Annotated in this window: 16 protein-coding genes; 5 read left to right on the forward strand and 11 right to left on the reverse strand. The window is 74.6% G+C overall.

The annotated features are described in order from the left end of the window. Window positions 1-315: 315 nt before the first annotated feature. From ACSURM_RS20520 to ACSURM_RS20535, 4 genes are read right to left on the reverse strand one after another with little or no spacing between them, the layout of a single operon-like run. Window positions 316-1,872, reverse strand: coding sequence for a polysaccharide deacetylase family protein (locus ACSURM_RS20520; RefSeq protein WP_436956907.1), 1,557 nt, complete (start codon window positions 1,870-1,872; stop codon window positions 316-318). Then, window positions 1,869-2,027 (reverse strand): hypothetical protein, encoded by a 159-nt coding sequence (locus ACSURM_RS20525; RefSeq protein WP_436956909.1) that lies wholly within the window; start codon window positions 2,025-2,027, stop codon window positions 1,869-1,871. Before ACSURM_RS20525 ends, ACSURM_RS20520 begins: the two co-directional genes overlap by 4 nt. Continuing rightward, a complete protein-coding gene (locus tag ACSURM_RS20530; protein ID WP_436956910.1) occupies window positions 2,024-3,502 on the reverse strand; it encodes a glycosyltransferase family 2 protein in 1,479 nt (492 codons plus the stop codon). The genes ACSURM_RS20525 and ACSURM_RS20530 overlap by 4 nt, the downstream gene beginning before the upstream one ends. Beyond that, entirely contained in the window at window positions 3,499-4,872 is a 1,374-nt protein-coding gene (locus ACSURM_RS20535; protein ID WP_436956911.1) for a nucleotide sugar dehydrogenase, read from the reverse strand. The genes ACSURM_RS20530 and ACSURM_RS20535 overlap by 4 nt, the downstream gene beginning before the upstream one ends. 221 nt (window positions 4,873-5,093) lie before the next feature. Here ACSURM_RS20535 and ACSURM_RS20540 point away from each other — a divergent pair, with 221 nt between their 5' ends. Beyond that, a complete protein-coding gene (locus ACSURM_RS20540) occupies window positions 5,094-6,221 on the forward strand; it encodes an NADH:flavin oxidoreductase (RefSeq protein WP_436956913.1) in 1,128 nt (375 codons plus the stop codon). Window positions 6,222-6,242: 21 nt separating this feature from the next. Here the strand turns inward: ACSURM_RS20540 and ACSURM_RS20545 are convergent, their stop codons facing one another. Then, window positions 6,243-6,815, reverse strand: a complete 573-nt coding sequence (locus tag ACSURM_RS20545; RefSeq protein ID WP_436956914.1) for a hypothetical protein — start codon at window positions 6,813-6,815, stop codon at window positions 6,243-6,245. Between the two features lie 75 nt (window positions 6,816-6,890). On the opposite strand from ACSURM_RS20545, the gene ACSURM_RS20550 reads away from it, so the two are divergent. Next, window positions 6,891-7,568 carry a class I SAM-dependent methyltransferase gene (locus ACSURM_RS20550; RefSeq protein ID WP_436956916.1) on the forward strand — a complete coding sequence of 226 codons (678 nt, stop codon included), beginning with the start codon at window positions 6,891-6,893 and terminating at the stop codon, window positions 7,566-7,568. A gap of 13 nt (window positions 7,569-7,581) precedes the next feature. Here ACSURM_RS20550 and murQ read toward each other — a convergent pair whose 3' ends face one another. Next, window positions 7,582-8,505: an N-acetylmuramic acid 6-phosphate etherase gene (murQ, locus tag ACSURM_RS20555; RefSeq protein ID WP_436956917.1), complete on the reverse strand. Its 924-nt coding sequence runs from the start codon at window positions 8,503-8,505 to the stop codon at window positions 7,582-7,584. A gap of 46 nt (window positions 8,506-8,551) precedes the next feature. After that, window positions 8,552-9,457, reverse strand: a complete 906-nt coding sequence (locus ACSURM_RS20560; RefSeq protein WP_436956918.1) for a MurR/RpiR family transcriptional regulator — start codon at window positions 9,455-9,457, stop codon at window positions 8,552-8,554. A gap of 55 nt (window positions 9,458-9,512) precedes the next feature. Between ACSURM_RS20560 and ACSURM_RS20565 the strand changes: the two genes are divergently transcribed. Together ACSURM_RS20565 and ACSURM_RS20570 are read left to right on the forward strand one after the other, a co-directional pair. Beyond that, a complete protein-coding gene (locus ACSURM_RS20565) occupies window positions 9,513-9,896 on the forward strand; it encodes a hypothetical protein (RefSeq protein WP_436956920.1) in 384 nt (127 codons plus the stop codon). Beyond that, window positions 9,893-10,168 (forward strand): DUF4031 domain-containing protein, encoded by a 276-nt coding sequence (locus ACSURM_RS20570; RefSeq protein WP_436956921.1) that lies wholly within the window; start codon window positions 9,893-9,895, stop codon window positions 10,166-10,168. Before ACSURM_RS20565 ends, ACSURM_RS20570 begins: the two co-directional genes overlap by 4 nt. A 73-nt stretch (window positions 10,169-10,241) precedes the next feature. On the opposite strand, the gene ACSURM_RS20575 is transcribed toward ACSURM_RS20570, so the two are convergent. Next, entirely contained in the window at window positions 10,242-11,345 is a 1,104-nt protein-coding gene (locus tag ACSURM_RS20575; RefSeq protein WP_436956922.1) for a GNAT family N-acetyltransferase, read from the reverse strand. A gap of 26 nt (window positions 11,346-11,371) precedes the next feature. After that, window positions 11,372-12,016 carry an HD domain-containing protein gene (locus tag ACSURM_RS20580; RefSeq protein ID WP_436956923.1) on the reverse strand — a complete coding sequence of 215 codons (645 nt, stop codon included), beginning with the start codon at window positions 12,014-12,016 and terminating at the stop codon, window positions 11,372-11,374. A 187-nt stretch (window positions 12,017-12,203) separates the two neighbouring features. Here ACSURM_RS20580 and ACSURM_RS20585 point away from each other — a divergent pair, with 187 nt between their 5' ends. Further along, complete coding sequence (locus ACSURM_RS20585) at window positions 12,204-12,902, forward strand: copper homeostasis protein CutC (protein ID WP_436956924.1); 699 nt, start codon at window positions 12,204-12,206, stop codon at window positions 12,900-12,902. A 24-nt stretch (window positions 12,903-12,926) separates the two neighbouring features. Here the strand turns inward: ACSURM_RS20585 and ACSURM_RS20590 are convergent, their stop codons facing one another. Both ACSURM_RS20590 and ACSURM_RS20595 read right to left on the reverse strand, forming a co-directional pair. Beyond that, entirely contained in the window at window positions 12,927-13,676 is a 750-nt protein-coding gene (locus tag ACSURM_RS20590) for an LppU/SCO3897 family protein (RefSeq protein ID WP_436956925.1), read from the reverse strand. A 77-nt stretch (window positions 13,677-13,753) separates the two neighbouring features. Further along, window positions 13,754-15,817 carry a HelD family protein gene (locus tag ACSURM_RS20595; RefSeq protein WP_436956927.1) on the reverse strand — a complete coding sequence of 688 codons (2,064 nt, stop codon included), beginning with the start codon at window positions 15,815-15,817 and terminating at the stop codon, window positions 13,754-13,756. Between the last annotated feature and the right edge of the window lie 210 nt (window positions 15,818-16,027).

Here is a 16,027-nt window from a genome sequence, read left to right on the forward strand (position 1 = left end):
CCTGGCAGTCGCCGTCGTCCCCAGGACCCGCCCACCCGCCCGCAAGCCGCTGTGCCGACCCGGCGTGCTGGCGAGGCGCGAGTGCGTCCCTTGGCTACGGGAGTGTGTAGCTCACCTATGGGTCCGGTGCCGGGCTGGGCCACTGTTCTTTCGGCCGCTCGCTCGCTTCTGCCCCGGGCTGGAGCGAGGTATGTCAAGGGTGGCCCGCAGGGCCATCGCCGAAGGCGACGCGCAGCGCCCTTGACTCACCTCGCGGAAGCCCGACACTGACCGGGAAGCGAGCGGCCCGACGGCCACTGGAAAACTGCGCCGGGTTCAGGGGCTGATGCGCAGCGCGCGGAAGCGGGGCCACGCCGCCTCGTCCGCCTCGTTGCGTACCGCCAGGGACACGCCTCCGCCGGTGCGCGCCGGGTCGGGTTCCTCCGTGGCGCGGGCCACCAGCGCGTGACCGCCGTCCACGGTGACGCGGACGCCGCCGGGGGAGACCTCCAGGTTCAGCCGGTGTTCCGCCGCCGGGGCGAGTCTGCCGGTCGTGACGCGGGCCGTGCCGTCGGCCGGCCGCTCGGTCACCCGCACTCCCGCCTCGGAGACGGTCACCGTGACGGGCACCAGACTGCCGTGCCCGACCTCCACCGACGCGCTGGTCCTGGTCCCGCTCAGCCCGGCGACGGTGGCGCTCACCCGGTAGGTGTTCCAGTCCGCCGTACCCATCGGCAGGTGGACGGCCGAGACGTACGTGCCGTTCGCCACCCCCTTGCCGGTCAGCGCCGCCAGGCCGGTGCCCGACGGGCTGCCCGGGAACTGCCACTGCTCGGGGTTGCGCAGCGGTTCGGGGACCTCGTCCGGCGCGCGGGAGACCCACTCGTTCAGCTGCTTCGCGAAGGTGTTCGTGGACGTCGTCCGCATCACCTCCAGGCGCTGCACCTGCCGTGCGGCGGCCGCGCGCGGCCCGGCGGGCAGGGGGCGCGAGGAGACGTTGGTCAGCGACGCGGTGAACCGCTCCCGCAGCAGCCGTTCCAGCACGGAGGTGTCGCGGGCGGCGAGGTTGGTCGGCCCGGCCGTCTCCGAGAACGGGTAGGCGAACAGCTGGGGCGCCGGCAGGCGGTGGTCGGAGAACGCCCGCAGCGACTCGTCCAGGTCGGCGCGCACCCGGGTGCGGTACTCGCTCTCGGTCTCCAGCCGGTTCTCGTCCGCCAGCCAGAGCCGGTTGGCGAGCACCGAGCCCTGGTGTCCGGCGGCGTCGATCGCCGCCCGCTCGTGGCTGAGGTGCGTGTGGTCCTGGAAGTCCCAGCGCCCGGAGGACTTCATGAGGCCGATCTCGGCCCAGGACAGGTAGTACGGGCGGTGGGTGCCGACGGCGCCGGTGATCAGGAAGGACGCCGCGTGCATGTGGTGCTTGGCGAGGACCTGGTCGGCGTGTGCCCACAGTCCCCGGGTGCCGTCGTCGAAGGTGAGGTAGACGGTGTGCGGCGCCGGTGTCGTGCCCGTGGCCAGGTAGCGGGTGAACTCCTCGGTGGTCAGGGAGCGGTAGCCCGCCGCCGCCAGCTTGGCGAGCTGGGTGTCCAGCTGCCGCGGGGTGAGCGTGTAGTCGTTGGTGGGCTCGGGGTTGACGTCGTGGTAGGCGAGCACGATCGGCGCGCTCGCGCGGGTCCTGACGATCTCCCCGGGCAGCGCGTCCTGCCCGGCGCGGGGCGCGGCGGCCTGCGCGGACACCGCGCGCCGCGCGTTCTCGTAGCTCCACGCGCCGAGGAACGGCGTCGCCACCACGACGGCGGCGAGGGCGGCGGACGCGCTGCGCACCGCGGCGCCGGACAGCCGGCGGCCCGTCCCGCGGCCGGCGGTGGTCGTACGGGTGCCGCCGCGTGTCCTCACCGGGAGCCTCCCCGGGTGAGGACGACGTAGTAGAGGGCGAGCACGGTGGCGGCGGAGAGCACGGTGACGGTCAGCCGGAACAGGTGGCCGATGCCCTTGCGGACCCGGCCCCGCCGGGGCGGGCGCGGTGTCGACGGGGTGGCGGTGATGATCATGCGGGGGTCCTCGTCCAGATTCCACGGCGGAGGGTGAGGGCGGCGTACGGCAGCAGCCACGCCAGGACACAGCAGGACAGCAGGCTCATCAGGGGCCGGTAGCGCCAGCGCCTGTCGCCCGGGTTGTCGAACCGGAACGCCAGGCCCCAGATGCTGCCCTTGAGCAGCATCCCGGCCACGTAGAGCGCGGTGAGCCCGGCCGTCCAGTGCAGCGGGGCCCACACCAGGTGCAGGAAGACCAGGGCGGGCGCGGCCAGCACCCACAGGGCGTGGCCGTAGTAGAGCAGGGCCGGGACCGGCCCCCGGCGCCACATGAAGCCGCCGGTGAAGAAGAGGTTGCGGATGAAGCTCTTCTTCCAGCGGACCTGCTGGTGGAGGAAGGGGCGCCAGTGGGCGGGCACGTTGGTCCACACCCGGGCGGACTTGGTGTAGCCCACCAGCCAGCGCCGCTCGGGGTGGTCGTGTCCGGCGACGAACGGGGAGCCGGCGTGCCGCTGTTTGAGGGCGCGTCCGCGCCAGGCCTGGCCGAGCACGTACCCGGTCAGCTGCCGGTCGGTGGCGAACCGGAACGGGGCGCCCGCGAACCGGTCCTCCGCCCAGGCGGGCAGGTAGTTGTAGACGGCCTCGCGCCGGAACGCGGCCAGCGGACCGGAGACGCAGGTGACCGCCCCGTACGCCGCCTCGGCCGCCTTGGCGATCCGGAACTGTCCCTCGTACCAGACGTCCTGGACGCGGGTCAGCGTGCTCTGGTGCGGGTTGAGGGCGCGGCAGTGCCCGCTGACCGCGCCGAGGTCGGGATGGCGGACCATGGCCCGTACGCACTGCCGGACCGCGTCCGGGGCGAGGACGCAGTCGGAGTCGGTGAACATCAGGATGTCGCCGTCGGCCAGCGCGCAGGCGCGCACCAGGGCGGCCTTCTTGCCGATGTTGCGCTCCAGCCGGACGACGGTGATGCCGAGTTCGTCCGCGAGGCCGTCGAGGACCGCGCCGGTGCCGTCCCGGGAGCCGTCGTCGACGACGATGATCTGGAGGCCGGGGTAGTCGGAGGCGGCCATCGAGCGGACGCAGGCCTCGACGTTGCCGACCTCGTCCTTGACCGCGAGCAGGAAACTGACCTTGGGCCGGTCCGGCAGCGCCGGGAACGTCCCGTGGTCCGGGGCCCGGCGGCGCAGGGTGCGTACGGCCGGGTCGTCGTACTGGGTGTAGGCGAGGTAGAGCAGGCCGGCGGTGCCGGTGAGCACCGCCAGGCCGTAGCAGGTGATGAGGCTGGGCTCGTACGGCAGCCGGACCGAGCGGCGGGCGATCAGCAGCAGTACCGGCAGCAGCGCGATCAGGCCGAGCAGCCGTACCAGGGCGGCCCGTTCGCGCGGGGCCATCGTCTCCAGTGCCCCGCCCAGGCGGGCCCGCAGCCGGCGGCGGAGGAGGGAACCGGCCGCGGCGGACGCCGGGGGCAGGGCGTCGGGTACGGAGCTCACCGGACCGCGGCGGGGGCGGCGGGCCGGATGCGGTACCGGGTGTCCAGCACCCGCGGCACGGCGTCCAGCCAGCCGAGGTCGGTGCCGGGGTGCACGGTGTGCACGATCACCAGGTCCCAGGGCTCCTTGTGCGGGTCCGCCACGGACCGCAGCTCCCGGCCGCGCACGGTCAGGCGCGGCACGTGGCAGTCGCTGTAGCGGGCGTCGGCGCCCTGCTCGGCGAGCAGGGCGAGCAGCCGCAGCGCCGGGCTCTCCCGCATGTCGGACACGCCCGGCTTGTAGGCGGCCCCGAGGACCAGGACGCGGGCGCCGTCGAGCGGGCGGCCGTCGGCGCGCAGCCGCTCGGCGGCCTGCGCGGCGATCCGCGCAGGGCGCTCGCGCAGGGCGGTCATGGCGCGGCTCAGCACGGGGGCGGACGGTCCGCCGGGCGGCAGCTGGTGCAGCAGGTAGTACGGGTCGCAGGGGATGCAGTGGCCGCCGGCCCCGGGGCCCGGGTAGAACGGCATGAAGCCGTACGGCTTGGTGGCGGCGGCGTCGATGACCTCGACGGGCGCGAGGCCGAGGTGCGCGCAGGCCTCCGACAGTTCGTTGGCGAGGGCGATGTTGACCGCGCGGAAGATGTTCTCCCAGAGCTTGGCCATCTCGGCGGTCTCCGGGTCGGGCACCTGGTGGATGCGCGAGGCGGTGGGCCGCAGCACGAACGCGGCGGCCCGGGAGCTGACCGGTCCGGCGCCGCCGACGATCCGCGGGGTGGTCTCGGGGGTGTGGCGTTCGTTGCCCGGGTCGATGCGCTCGGGGGCGAAGGCGACGAGGACGTCCTGCTCGGCGGCCAGGCCGCGGGCGGCGAGCGGGGTCAGCAGCAGGTCCCGGGTGGTGCCGACGTGGCTGGTGGAGGTCAGCACGATCAGCTGGCCCGGTACGGCCCGTTCGACCACGGTGGCGCAGGCGGCGCGCAGGGCGCGCAGGTCGGGCCGGTGGTCCTCGGTGACCGGGGTGGGTACGCAGACGATGACGGCGTCCGCGCGGGGCAGGGTGCCGGCGTCCGTGGTGAGCAGGAAGTCGCCGGTGTTCTGGGTGCAGGCCAGGGCGGCGTGCTGGGCCGGGAGCAGGTCGACGTCGCCGGTGCGGATGTCCGCCAGCCGCTGTTCGCTGATGTCGATGCCGAGGACGGTGGCGCCGGCGTCCAGCAGGCCGAGGGCGGTGGGCAGGCCGACGTAGCCGAGGCCGACGACGGCGACGGTCAGTCCCCGCAGGGGGGTGGGGGTGTGTGCGCCGGCCGCGTCGAGGCGGTCGGTCCACCGCGTGACTCCGGGACCGGCGCCGGGCGCCCAGGTCACTCCGCTGCTCGCGTTGTGTTGCGTAATAGTCACCCTGTGTTATTTAAGGCTCGTAGCTCGATCCTCCCGGCGGCGCGACAGGGAAGTGCGGGCAATTCACCCGGTTGTCGCCGGACGAGGGGTATGGCGGGGTTCACACGGCCGCGTGGCGCCGCCCGGGAATGGGGGCCCGGGGTCCCGGCATTACTTAAAGTACTGCAACAATGCAGCCGCACATACCAGCTGGTCGCCCCTGGATAGCTAGGAGCTCCCCCATGACCACTTCCGCGCCCGCCGCCTCCCGCGCGGCCCGCGTCCTCTCCCGCCCGGTCCGGCTGAACGGCCTCACCGTCCCGAACCGGATCGTGATGGCCCCGATGACCCGGAAGTTCTCCCCGGGCGGCATCCCCGGCGCGGACGTGCGCTCGTACTACGCGCGCCGGGCCGCCGCCGGTGTCGGCCTCATCGTCACCGAGGGCACCTACATCGGCCACGAGTCGGCCGGCGAGAGCGGCCGCGTCCCGCTGTTCCACGGCGAGGAGCAGCTGGCGGGCTGGGCGAAGGTCGCCGAGGAGGTGCACGCGGCGGGCGGCGCCATCGTCCCGCAGCTGTGGCACATCGGCATGGTCCGCAAGCAGGGCCAGCGGCCCTACCCGGACGCCCCCGCCATCGGCCCCTCCGGCCTGGTCACCGCGGGCGCGGAGCCCACGGGCGTGACGATGACGCAGAAGGACGTCGACGATGTCATCGGCGCCTTCGCGCGGGCCGCGGCCGACGCCGAGCGCATCGGCTTCGACGGCGTGGAGATCCACGGCGCCCACGGCTACCTGCTCGACCAGTTCCTGTGGGCGGGCACCAACCGCCGCACCGACGCCTACGGCGGCGACGCGGTGGCCCGCACCCGGTTCGCGGCCGAGGTCGTCGCCGCGGTCCGCGAGGCGGTCTCCCCCGAGTTCCCGGTCATCTTCCGCTACTCGCAGTGGAAGCAGCAGGACTACACCGCCCGCCTCGCCGAGACCCCCGGCGAGCTGGAGGCCGTCCTCGCCCCGCTCGCCGAGGCCGGTGTCGACGTCTTCCACGCCTCCACCCGCCGCTACTGGCAGCCCGAGTTCGACGGCTCCGACCTGAACCTGGCCGGCTGGACCAAGAAGCTCACCGGCAAGCAGGTCATCACGGTCGGCTCGGTCGGCCTCGACGGCGACTTCATCAACGCCTTCCAGGGCGAGAGCTCCTCGGTCAAGGGCATCGACAACCTCCTGGACCGCCTGGAGGCCGACGAGTTCGACCTGGTGGCCGTCGGCCGCGCGCTGCTCCAGGACCCCGAGTGGGCGGCCAAGGTCCTCACCGACCGCTTCGACGAGCTGAAGCCCTACGACGCGTCGGCCCTGGCCACCCTCAGCTGAGCCACCCGAGCCGGACCGCCGCTACAGATTGCCCAGCGGCTCGATGTCGACCCGCATCGGCGTCCCCCACACCCGCAGCACCTCGTAGTCGGTGAACTCGTGGACGAGCCGGTACGCCATGGCGGGCCGGGAGCCGCGCCGCTGGGCCGCGAGATAGGCCTCCGCCTCCCGCCGGTCCCGGCGGGGCGTGCCGCACAGCTGCCACTCCTGCCCGTTCCACAGCTCCGGCAGCCACCGCTGCTGGGCCTGCGGGCGGTCCCCGCGCACGCCGTACCGGGAGGGCGCGGTGGGAGCGGGCTCCGCCGGGCGCGGCCGGGCGCCCTGGTACTCCGAGCGGCGCGCGGCCCGGCGCCGGGTCTCGCACAGCAGGCACAGGTCGGGGGCGCTCTCGTCCACGGGGCCCTGCGGATGCTCGGGACACCGGGTGGCGGGCGCCCCCGTGGTCACGCTGTCCTCCAGCAGGTCCAGGGCGCGCCGCAGGTCGTCCTTGATCTCGTGCAGCCGGGCGTCCGGCGTGTCGGCGGTCAGGGTCTCGCCGTGCTCCCCGAGTAGCCGGAGAGCCCGTCCGAGGGCGGTGAGCTGGGCGTGGTTCATATCGGTCGGTCGCCTCCTTGCCTCCATGGTGCCCTGGCCCGTGGCGGGGGCGCGGACCGTGGTGGAGTGGGCGCCATGACGACGCGCCGTGCGGGCCGCCTGGCGGAGGCCCTCCATCGCTTCAACGCGGCCCACCCCTGGGACCACAACGCCCACTACCACCCCTGGCTGCTACGGCGGTTGCCCCGCCGCTTCGGCACCGCCCTGGACGTGGGCTGCGGCAGCGGGGAGCTGGCCCGGCTGCTCGCCCGGCGCGCCCGGCAGGTGCACGCCGTGGACTCCGACGCCGAAATCCTGGACCGGGCCCGGGAGTCGACACCCGGCGACGCACCCGTCGCCTACCGCCTCGCCGACGCCTCCCGGCACCTTCCCGACGGGCCCTACGACGTGATCACCTGCGTCGCCGTGCTCCACCACCTCCCCCTCGCCGGGACCCTCACCCGCCTCCGGGACCGGCTCGCGCCCGGCGGCACCCTCGTCGTCGTCGGCTGCGCCCGCGCGGCGGGCCCGCTGGACCACGCGCTCGGGCTGGTCGCCGTACCGCTCAACGCGCTGACGGGCTGGGCGAAGAACCGCGGCCGGCCGGCCCCGCGACGGCCCCTGGCCATGACGGCCCCCACCCGGGACCCGCGGGAGACCTACGCCGAGATCTCCCGCACGGCCCGCCGCCTCCTGCCCGGCGCCCGGCTGCGGCGCCGGCTGTTCTGGCGCTACACGCTGGTGTGGCGGGCGCCTTCGGGCCGCCGGCCCTGAGGGCGGGGGCGCGTCAGCCGGACGCGTGGGCCAGGGCGGCGCGCAGGTGGCCGCCCGACTCCTCGAGCAGCCGGGCCGCCGTGGGGCCGTCGACCCCGGCGAGCAGGGCCAGGATCGCGTGCTTCACCTCGCCGCCGGTCTCCGTGAGGGCCCGGTCGATCTCGGTGTCCCCGGCGCCCGTGGCCAGGGCGACGATCCGGTGCGAGCGGGCCCGCAGCTTGGCGTTGGAGGCGCGCACGTCGACCATCAGGTTCCCGTACGTCTTGCCGAGCCGGATCATCGTGATCGTCGACAGCATGTTCAGCACCAGCTTCTGGGCCGTGCCCGCCTTCAGCCGGGTGGAGCCGGTGATCAGCTCCGGGCCGACGACCACCTCGATGCGGTGCTCGGCGGCGGCGCCCAGCGCGCTGTGCGCGTTGCAGGCCAGGCCGACGGTCAGCGCGCCGAGTGCGCGGGCGTGCTCGACGGCGCCGACGGCGTACGGGGTGCGGCCGGAGGCGGAGACGCCCACCACGCTGTCGTCGGGGGTGATCTTCAGCGCGTCCAGGTCCCGGCGGGCCAGTTCGGCGGAGTCCTCCGCGCCCTCCACGGAGGTCACCATCGCCGCCGGGCCGCCCGCGATCAGGCCCACCACCTGGTCCGGGTCGGTGTTGAAGGTGGGCGGGCACTCGGAGGCGTCCAGCACGCCCAGCCGCCCGGCGGTGCCGGCCCCGGCGTAGACGAGCCGGCCGCCGCGCGCCATGCGCGCGGCCACGGCGTCGACGACGGAGGCGATCCGGGGCAGCTGTCCGGCCACGGCGCCGGGCACGCCCGCGTCCTCGCCGTTCATCAGCCGGGCGATCTCCAGGGTGGGCAGCTGATCGATGCCGGCCAGCTCGGGCCGGAAGGCCTCGGTGGTCAGGGAGGCCAGCTGACTGCGCAGGTCGTGAGAGGTCATAAGGGGGGTGGCTCTCTCCGGTACGGGGACGTGCTGTCCCTACGGTCTATCGCGAAGCGCTCCGGTGCCGGTGCGCCAGCGCCTCGTAGGACGCGGCCAGCGCCGGTGCCGCCGTCTCGTACGTCCGCTGCGCCACCCCGACGAACAGACAGTCCACCACCAGCAACTGACTGGTCCGGGAGGACATCGCGGCGGGCCGCAGCTCGGTCTCCCGCGAGGTCGACGTGGTCAGCACGAGATCGGCGTACTGGGTGACCGGCGCGTCCGGCCGGCCGGTGACGGCCACCGTCGTCGCCCCGTGCTCGAAGGCGACCCGCAGCGGCTCGATGACGTCCCCCGTCGTCCCGGAATGCGTGATCGCTATCGCCACATCACCCGGACGCAGCTGCACGGCGTTGGTCACCGCCAGATGCGGATCGCTGTGCGCGTGGGCTATGAGGCCTATGCGCAGCAGCTTCTGGGTGAGGTCCTGGGCGACCAGCCCGGACGCGCCCACGCCGTACACATCGGTGCGCCGGGCCGCGACCAGGGCGGTGACGGCCGCGCCGAGCTGCCCGGTGTCGAGTCCGGCGGCCGTGTCGGCGAGGGTCTGCTGCTCCTCGTAGGCCAGCTTGGCGACGACGTCGTCCAGGGAGTCGTCCACCGCGATGTCGGTGGTGATCGCGGGCGCGCGGCCGGACTGCTGCTGGGCGGCGAGGCCGGCCAGGGCGAGCCGCAGGTCCCGGTAGCCGGGGTAGCCCAGCAGCCGGGCGGTGCGCACGACGGTCGCCTCGCTGGTGCCGGTGAGTTCGGCGAGGCCGGTGACCGTGAGGGCGGCACAGCCGGCCGGGTCGTCGGCGACGGCCTCGGCGACCCGCTGCATGGACCGGGTCATGGAGGGGGCGAGCGTGCGCACCTTCGCGGCGAGGGAGCCGACCGGACTGCCGAAAGTTTCCTTCACGTCCTGGGTCACACATGAAAGATATTTTCGGTTCGGTGTCCCGGTCAAGACTGCGCACAATGGGTGCATGGACCCCATCAGCCCCCTGGAACAGGCGTTGCACGCGGCCCGCGCCCTGGTGCTCGCGGATCTGGTCGCGCGCGAGGTCGCCGAGGCGGACGTGGTCTCGCTGGTGGAGGAGTCCATCGCCCAGCGGCGCTGGTGGGTCGAGCAGTGGCCGGACGGTGCCGCCTTCGTCGCCGGGCTGGTCGCCCAGGACGTGCAGGACGCGCTGCTGGAGCGGTACGGCCGCTGGCCGTTGTGCCCGGTGTGCGGCTCCGGCGACCCGCACGCACTGGACGTGGAACCGGAACTGGGCCCCGACCCGCACTGGGTGTGCCACAAGGCGGGCGTGAAGGTCGCGTCGGTGGGCTCGCTGGGCTCGGCCGCCGGCGGAGCGGCCTCGTCGTGACCCTGTACGTCGACCCGCCCGCCTGGCCCGGGCACGGCCGCCTCTGGTCGCACCTGGTCAGCGATGTGTCGTACGACGAACTGCACGCCTTCGCCGACCGGTTGGGCCTGTCACGGCGGGCCTTCGACGGCGACCACTACGACCTCCCGGAGCACCGGTACGCGGACGCGGTGGCGGCGGGGGCGGTCGAGGTCCGCAGCCGCGAAGTGGTCCGCCTGCTGCGGGAGTCCGGGCTGCGCCGGCCCAAGGGAGCGCGGGCGCGGGGCAGGTAGCCGCGGCGGGAGCCGTGCGCGGCCCGGTGCGGTGTGGCGCGGTCCGGTGTGGTGCGGGCGGGCGCGGCGGCAGTCAGGAGCGGCGCACGTACAGCCCGAGACCGGGCTCCATGTCGTGCTCGTCGTGGGCCGTGCGTTCCTCCTCCACGGTCGCCCGGACGAAGCCCGCGCGGGCCGCGACCCGTTGGGAGGCGGTGTTGCCGTGCTCGATGGCCAGCAGCACCAGTTCGACGTCCTCGCGGGCCAGTGCCCACTCGGTCAGCGCGCGCAGCGCCTCGGTCGCGTAGCCCTGGCCGCGGGCCTCCTCGACCAGGTCGTAGCCGATCTCCACCCGGCCCTCCTCGTCGGGGGCACCGTGGAAGCCGATGCCGCCGAGGGCGCGGCCGTCCTCGTTCCGGACGACGGCGAAGACCCCGAACTCCGGGCGGTGCACGCCCGCTTGGTACGCCTTCACCAGCAGACCGGCGGCCTGCTGGGTGCCGGTGTACGGCTCGCCGCCGAGCCAGTCGAAGCCGCCGGTGCCGCCGAGGCGCAGATCGTGGGCGACGGCCGGGCGGATGCCGGTGAGGGTGCACCGCTCGGCGGGGATGACCAGATTGTTGCGCCAGCGCCATGCGGTGACCCGGGCGCGGCCGGGCAGCTCGCCGCGGCCGGTGGCCCACAGCAGGGTCGGCCAGGGCTCGGGGCCCGGCTGGACGTGCGGGAAGAGCCAGGTCAGCACGGATTCGGCGAGGTCCGCGGAGGGCTCGTAGGGCAGGCCGAGGCCCTGGGTCATGTCGTGGGTGTGCAGCAGCACCTCGGCGACGCCCATCGCCGCGAAGCCCGCGCGGTCGGCGCTGCCGTACGGGTAGTTGTGGTGGGCGCGCACCCCGGGCGGCGCGGTGTTCACGGCCGCCGCCAGCAGACCGCCGGTCGCCTCGATGATCTGGAGCAGGCCCGCGTTGCCGGTGCCCTCGTCGGGGGTCAGCAGGAAGGGGACGTAGTCGTCCTGGGCGCGCGCGACCAGGTTGGAGGCGTAGGCCACCAGGTCGTCGGCGACGTGCACGGCCGTGGTGCGGCAGTCCCAGTCCAGGCTTCCGGCCGGGACGGCCGTCCAGTCGCGGTCCACCGCCGGGCGCAGGGCCGCGAGACAGCCCGCCACGGCTTCGGTCACGGCATCGCCGTTCATCGATCGCATGGGCGAACCCTAGGCGGCGGCTTCCCTCAGGTCGACAGCATTTCCAGCTCGGCGGAGAGGTTGTGGCGGGCGGTGGCCTCCCAGCGCTCCCGGCCGTAGGGGGTGCGGAACAGGCGGGGCAGGCCCAGGAGTTGACGCAGAACCGTCGAACGCCCGGTGCGGAAGGCGTCGTTGGGCACGAAGTGGTACTCCTCGCGGATCGCGGCGGTGTACACGGCGTACGCGGACGGGGGCGCGGCCAGGATCGCGAGGTCGGCGTCGCACAGCACCTGGCCGTCGAGGTCGTCGCCGGCCGGGTCGTGGCCGACGGTGAGCCGGACCAGCCGGGCCACCTCGGCCGTCTTCGCGTCCGGCAGGCCGGCCTCCGGCAGGGCGCGCTCGGCCAGGCGCGCGGACCGCTCCTCGTTCTCGGACCGCTCCGGGAGGTAGACGGCGTCGTGGAACCAGGCGGCCAGCCGGACCACGTCCGGGTCGGCCGCGTACCGCTCCAGGGTGTCGACGTGGTCGAGCACGGCGGTGAGGTGCGCCACGGTGTGGTAGCGGCGCTGCGGCTCCTGCCAGCGGGCGAGCAGGTTGTCGGCGTACGGGGCGGGGTCGGGGCCGCCGCCGGGGGCGCGGGCGGCCTCCAGGGCGCGGGTGAAGCGGAGTCGCAGGGCGTCGAGGTCGGCCATGGTGCCCATTCTTCCGTGCCGCCCGGCGCCTCCCGCGTGCCGGCGGCCCGCCGCCCGTCCCGTTCGTACGGCTGGGCCGTGTTCGTACGGCTGGCCCCCGTTCGTACGGCTGGCGCTCGGGGACGGGCATACTCTTGAATTGGACTAGACCTGTAGTCGCCCGACGAATGCCGATGAATGGGGTGCCATGAGCAAGCGTGCAGTCCTGGAGGTGATCGCCCTCGACATCGAGGACGCGGTCGCCGCCCAGGCCGGAGGCGCGGACCGGCTGGAGCTGGTCACCGAGATGGCGGCCGACGGGCTGACCCCCGCGCCCGCCACCGTCGCCGCGATCCGCGCCGCCGTCGACGTCGACCTGCGCGTGATGCTCCGCGTCGCGGACGGCTTCGCGGCCGGGGACCTGGACCGGCTGGTCGGTCTCGCCGGCGAGCTGCGGGAGGCCGGCGCCGACCAGTTCGTGCTCGGGTTCCTCGCCGAGGACGGCGGCGCCGACGTGGCCGCCGTGGAGCGGGTCGTCGACGCGCTCGACGGCTGCCCGTGGACCTTCCACCGGGCGATCGACCGGGCCGCCGACCGGGACGCCCTGCGCAAGCAGCTCGCCGACCTGCCCGGCCTGGACACCTACCTCACCGCGGGCGCGGCCTCCGGCGTGGACGACGGCCTGCCCACGCTGCTCGCCGAGGCGGCGCAGGGCGGTGGCCCGGGCTACGAGCAGCAGATCATGGTCGGCGGCGGTCTGCGCCTGGACCATGTGCCCCGGCTCCGCGAGGGCGGGATCGAGGCGTTCCACATCGGCGGCGCGGCCCGCCCCGCCGGCTGGCAGGGGCCGGTCTCGGCGCAGGTGGTCGCCCAGTGGCGCACCGCGCTGGACGGGGTCGCCGGCTAGTCCCGCACCGGCCGGGGGCGTCGGCTAGTCCCGCACCGCGCCGGCCGGGGGCGTCGGTTCCTTCCGCACCGGGTGCAGGCACAGCGGGGTCACGCCGTTCGCGCTGTACTGGAGGTGGGCGTAGTAGTCGCCGTCCGCGCAGTACCCGTTGTGCTGCTCGGTGATCAGGTACTGCGCGTCCGGCGAGTCGCAGGGCACGTTCCTGAGGTCCTGGTGGGGCCACTCGCGGTCGTTGTGCGCGCACGCCCCGACCGAGAGCGGCTCCGTGTTCTTCCGGGGCTGGAAGCGCACCCGGGACGGCTCGTCGGAGCCGCCGGCCGCGAGCAGGACGGGCACGGCGATCACCAGCGCGGCCAGGACGGCGAGCGGGAGCAGCACGGCCGGCCGCCGCAGCAGCGGGCGGCCGGGGTCCAGCGGCGGGCGCCAGGCGGCCGTGACCGGTGCCGGCAGCTTCCGGATCCGGGCCAGCGCCCCGAGGTTGACCAGCAGGGTGACCGGGGTGAGGACCACCGACAGCGGCCCCCACCAGCCCCGTATCAGCGTGTCCCGCTGCATCTGCCGGAACACGGCCAGCGCGCACGGGCGGCACAGCGTCCCCCGCCGCCGCAGGAACCGCATGAGCACCACCATGCCCTGGTGCCCGCGCACGGTGACCGGCGCGGCGGGCAGCGCCCCGCACACCTCGCACCCCGGCCCGGCCACGGGCGGGTACGGCGCCCCGAACTGCTGGTACGGGTACGCGGGATACGGGGACTGCGGGTACGGCGAGCTCAACGGGGGCCTCTCCAGGGGGACATGCCGGAACGGATCAGCACCCTACTCGGCGGGCGGCGGGGGCGGCGTCGTACGTGTCACGCGTCCCGCTCGGCGAGCTGCGGGGGCAGCGGGGCCGCGTGCGTCACGATCAGGCCCGACACCGCCCGGGTCAGCGCCACGTACAGCCGCCGCAGGCCGGTGCGTTCGTCCGGCTCGCCGTCCACCACGGCCCGCGGCTCGTCCAGCACCACGTAGTCGTACTCCAGACCCTTGGCGAGCGAGGCCGGGACCAGGGTCAGCCGGGTGTCGGGAGTGGTCTCCTCACCGGGCGCCAGGCAGGAGATCCCGGCGGCCTTCAGGGCCTCGGCCAGCTCCGGGATCCGGACGTCGGCGGCGATCAGACCCGTCGAGCCCTCGTTGCGCAGCAGCCGCAGGCAGGCGTCGACCACATCGGCCGTCCCGGTGACCGTACGCACCTCGAAGAAGCCGGGGTTCTCCCGGACCGAGGCGACCGGGGTGAGCCCGGGCGCGATGTGCGGCAGCAGCCGGGAGGCGTACGCGATGACGTCCGTCGGCACGCGGAAACCGGCCGTCAGTTCCTCCACCGCGCCCTCCGGTTTGCCCAGGTGCGCGAGCGCCTCCGCCCAGCCGCGGGTCGCCCACGGGGTCGTGCCCTGCGCCAGGTCGCCCAGCACGGTGGCGCTGCCGGTGGTGCAGCGGCGGCCGACGGCCCGGTACTGCATGGGGGACAGGTCCTGCGCCTCGTCCAGCACCACGTGCCCCAGGGAGTGCGTGCGCTGGATCAGGTCGGCCGCCTCGTCGATGAGCACGGCGTCGGCCGCCGACCACCTGGCCGACTTCACGCTGCGCGCCGGCCTGGTCCACAGGATCGTCTTCTGCTCGTCCTCGTCCAGGATCCCCGCGGCGTGCTCGGCGAGGAACTCCGCGTCCGACAGCAGCCGCAGCACCAGCTTCGCCGGGTCCACGGCCGGCCAGATCGCCTTCACGGCCGCCTTCACTGCGCTGTTGCGGGCCACCGCGTCCTGCACCCGGTCGTCCGGGGCCTCCCCGGCCTGCTCCATCCGCACCAGCACCGCGTGCGCGATGCGCTGCGGCAGCGCCTCCCGGGCCGCGCCGTACCGGATGTCCCGGTCCAGCAACTCGGCGACGATCTCCTCCAGTTCGTACGCCGGGATCCGCCAGCGCCGGGAGCCGCGCACGACCACGACCGGCTCGGCGGGCGGGGTCACGTGCGCGTACAGGGCCCGCCGGAGCACCTCGGCCATCCGGGCGTCGCCCTTGACGATCGCGGCGGCGGCCTCGTCCGTGCCGCGCACCTCCACGTGGGCGACCAGGTCGTCCACCGTCGCCTGCCGCACCGACAGCTCGCCCAGCGCGGGCAGCACCTGCTCGATGTAGTGCAGGAAGGACCGGTTCGGCCCGATGACCAGGGTGCCGGTGCGGGCCAGCCGCTCCCGGTGGGCGTACAGCAGATACGCGACCCGGTGCAGGCCGACGGCGGTCTTCCCGGTGCCCGGACCGCCCTGCACACAGACCGTCCCGGACAGGCCGGACCGGACGATCTCGTCCTGCTCCGGCTGGATGGTGGCGACGATGTCCCGCATCGGGCCCACGCGCGGCCGTTCGATCTCCTGCTGGAGCAGCTTGCCGGCGGTGGCGGGCTCCGCCGGGTCGGACAGGTGCTCGTCCTCGTACGCGGTCAGGTCGCCGCCGGTGTAGCCGAAGCGGCGGCGCAGCCCCACGTCCATGGGGTTCTTCTTCGACGCCCGGTAGAACGGCTGCGACACCGGTGCGCGCCAGTCGATGACCATGGGGTCGCCGTCGGCGTCGTGCACATGCCGCCGCCCGATGTAGAACCGCTCGCCCCCGGCGCCCTCGGCCCGCTCGGCGCCCGGCGCGTGCAGGTAGTCCAGGCGGCCGAAGAACAGGGGGGTGTCGCTGAGGTCGGCCAGCGCCTTGACGCGCTCGTCGATCTGGCGGGTGAGGACCTGGGCGTTGACCCAGTTGGCGGCGACGTCGCGGATGTCGAGCGCCTCCACGTCCTCGCGCATGGCGCGCAGGGCGGCACGGGACGCGGCGAGGTGGGCGCGCTCCCGGGCCAGGGGGTCGTCGAGCGGGTCGTGGGCGGGCGTGGACAAGGGGGTGCCTCCGGTGGGCCTGCTGCATGGGCTACGACGATGCCGTCCGGTTTCCGGCCGGGCGGCGGCACTCCGTGAGGGAGGCGGGCAAGGGCGGAGATGTTAGGCGGGGCGCCGGGAAACGTCCAACGAATTTCCGGCTCCGGCCGTTCCCCGGTGCGTGCGCCGCCCGGCTGCGGCTCGTGCGTCGCCGGTCCTCGCCCGGCCGCG

The sequence above is a fragment of the Streptomyces sp. SudanB182_2057 genome, from assembly GCF_964272715.1.
In the GTDB taxonomy this organism is placed as follows: Bacteria; Actinomycetota; Actinomycetes; order Streptomycetales; family Streptomycetaceae; genus Streptomyces; species Streptomyces rubradiris.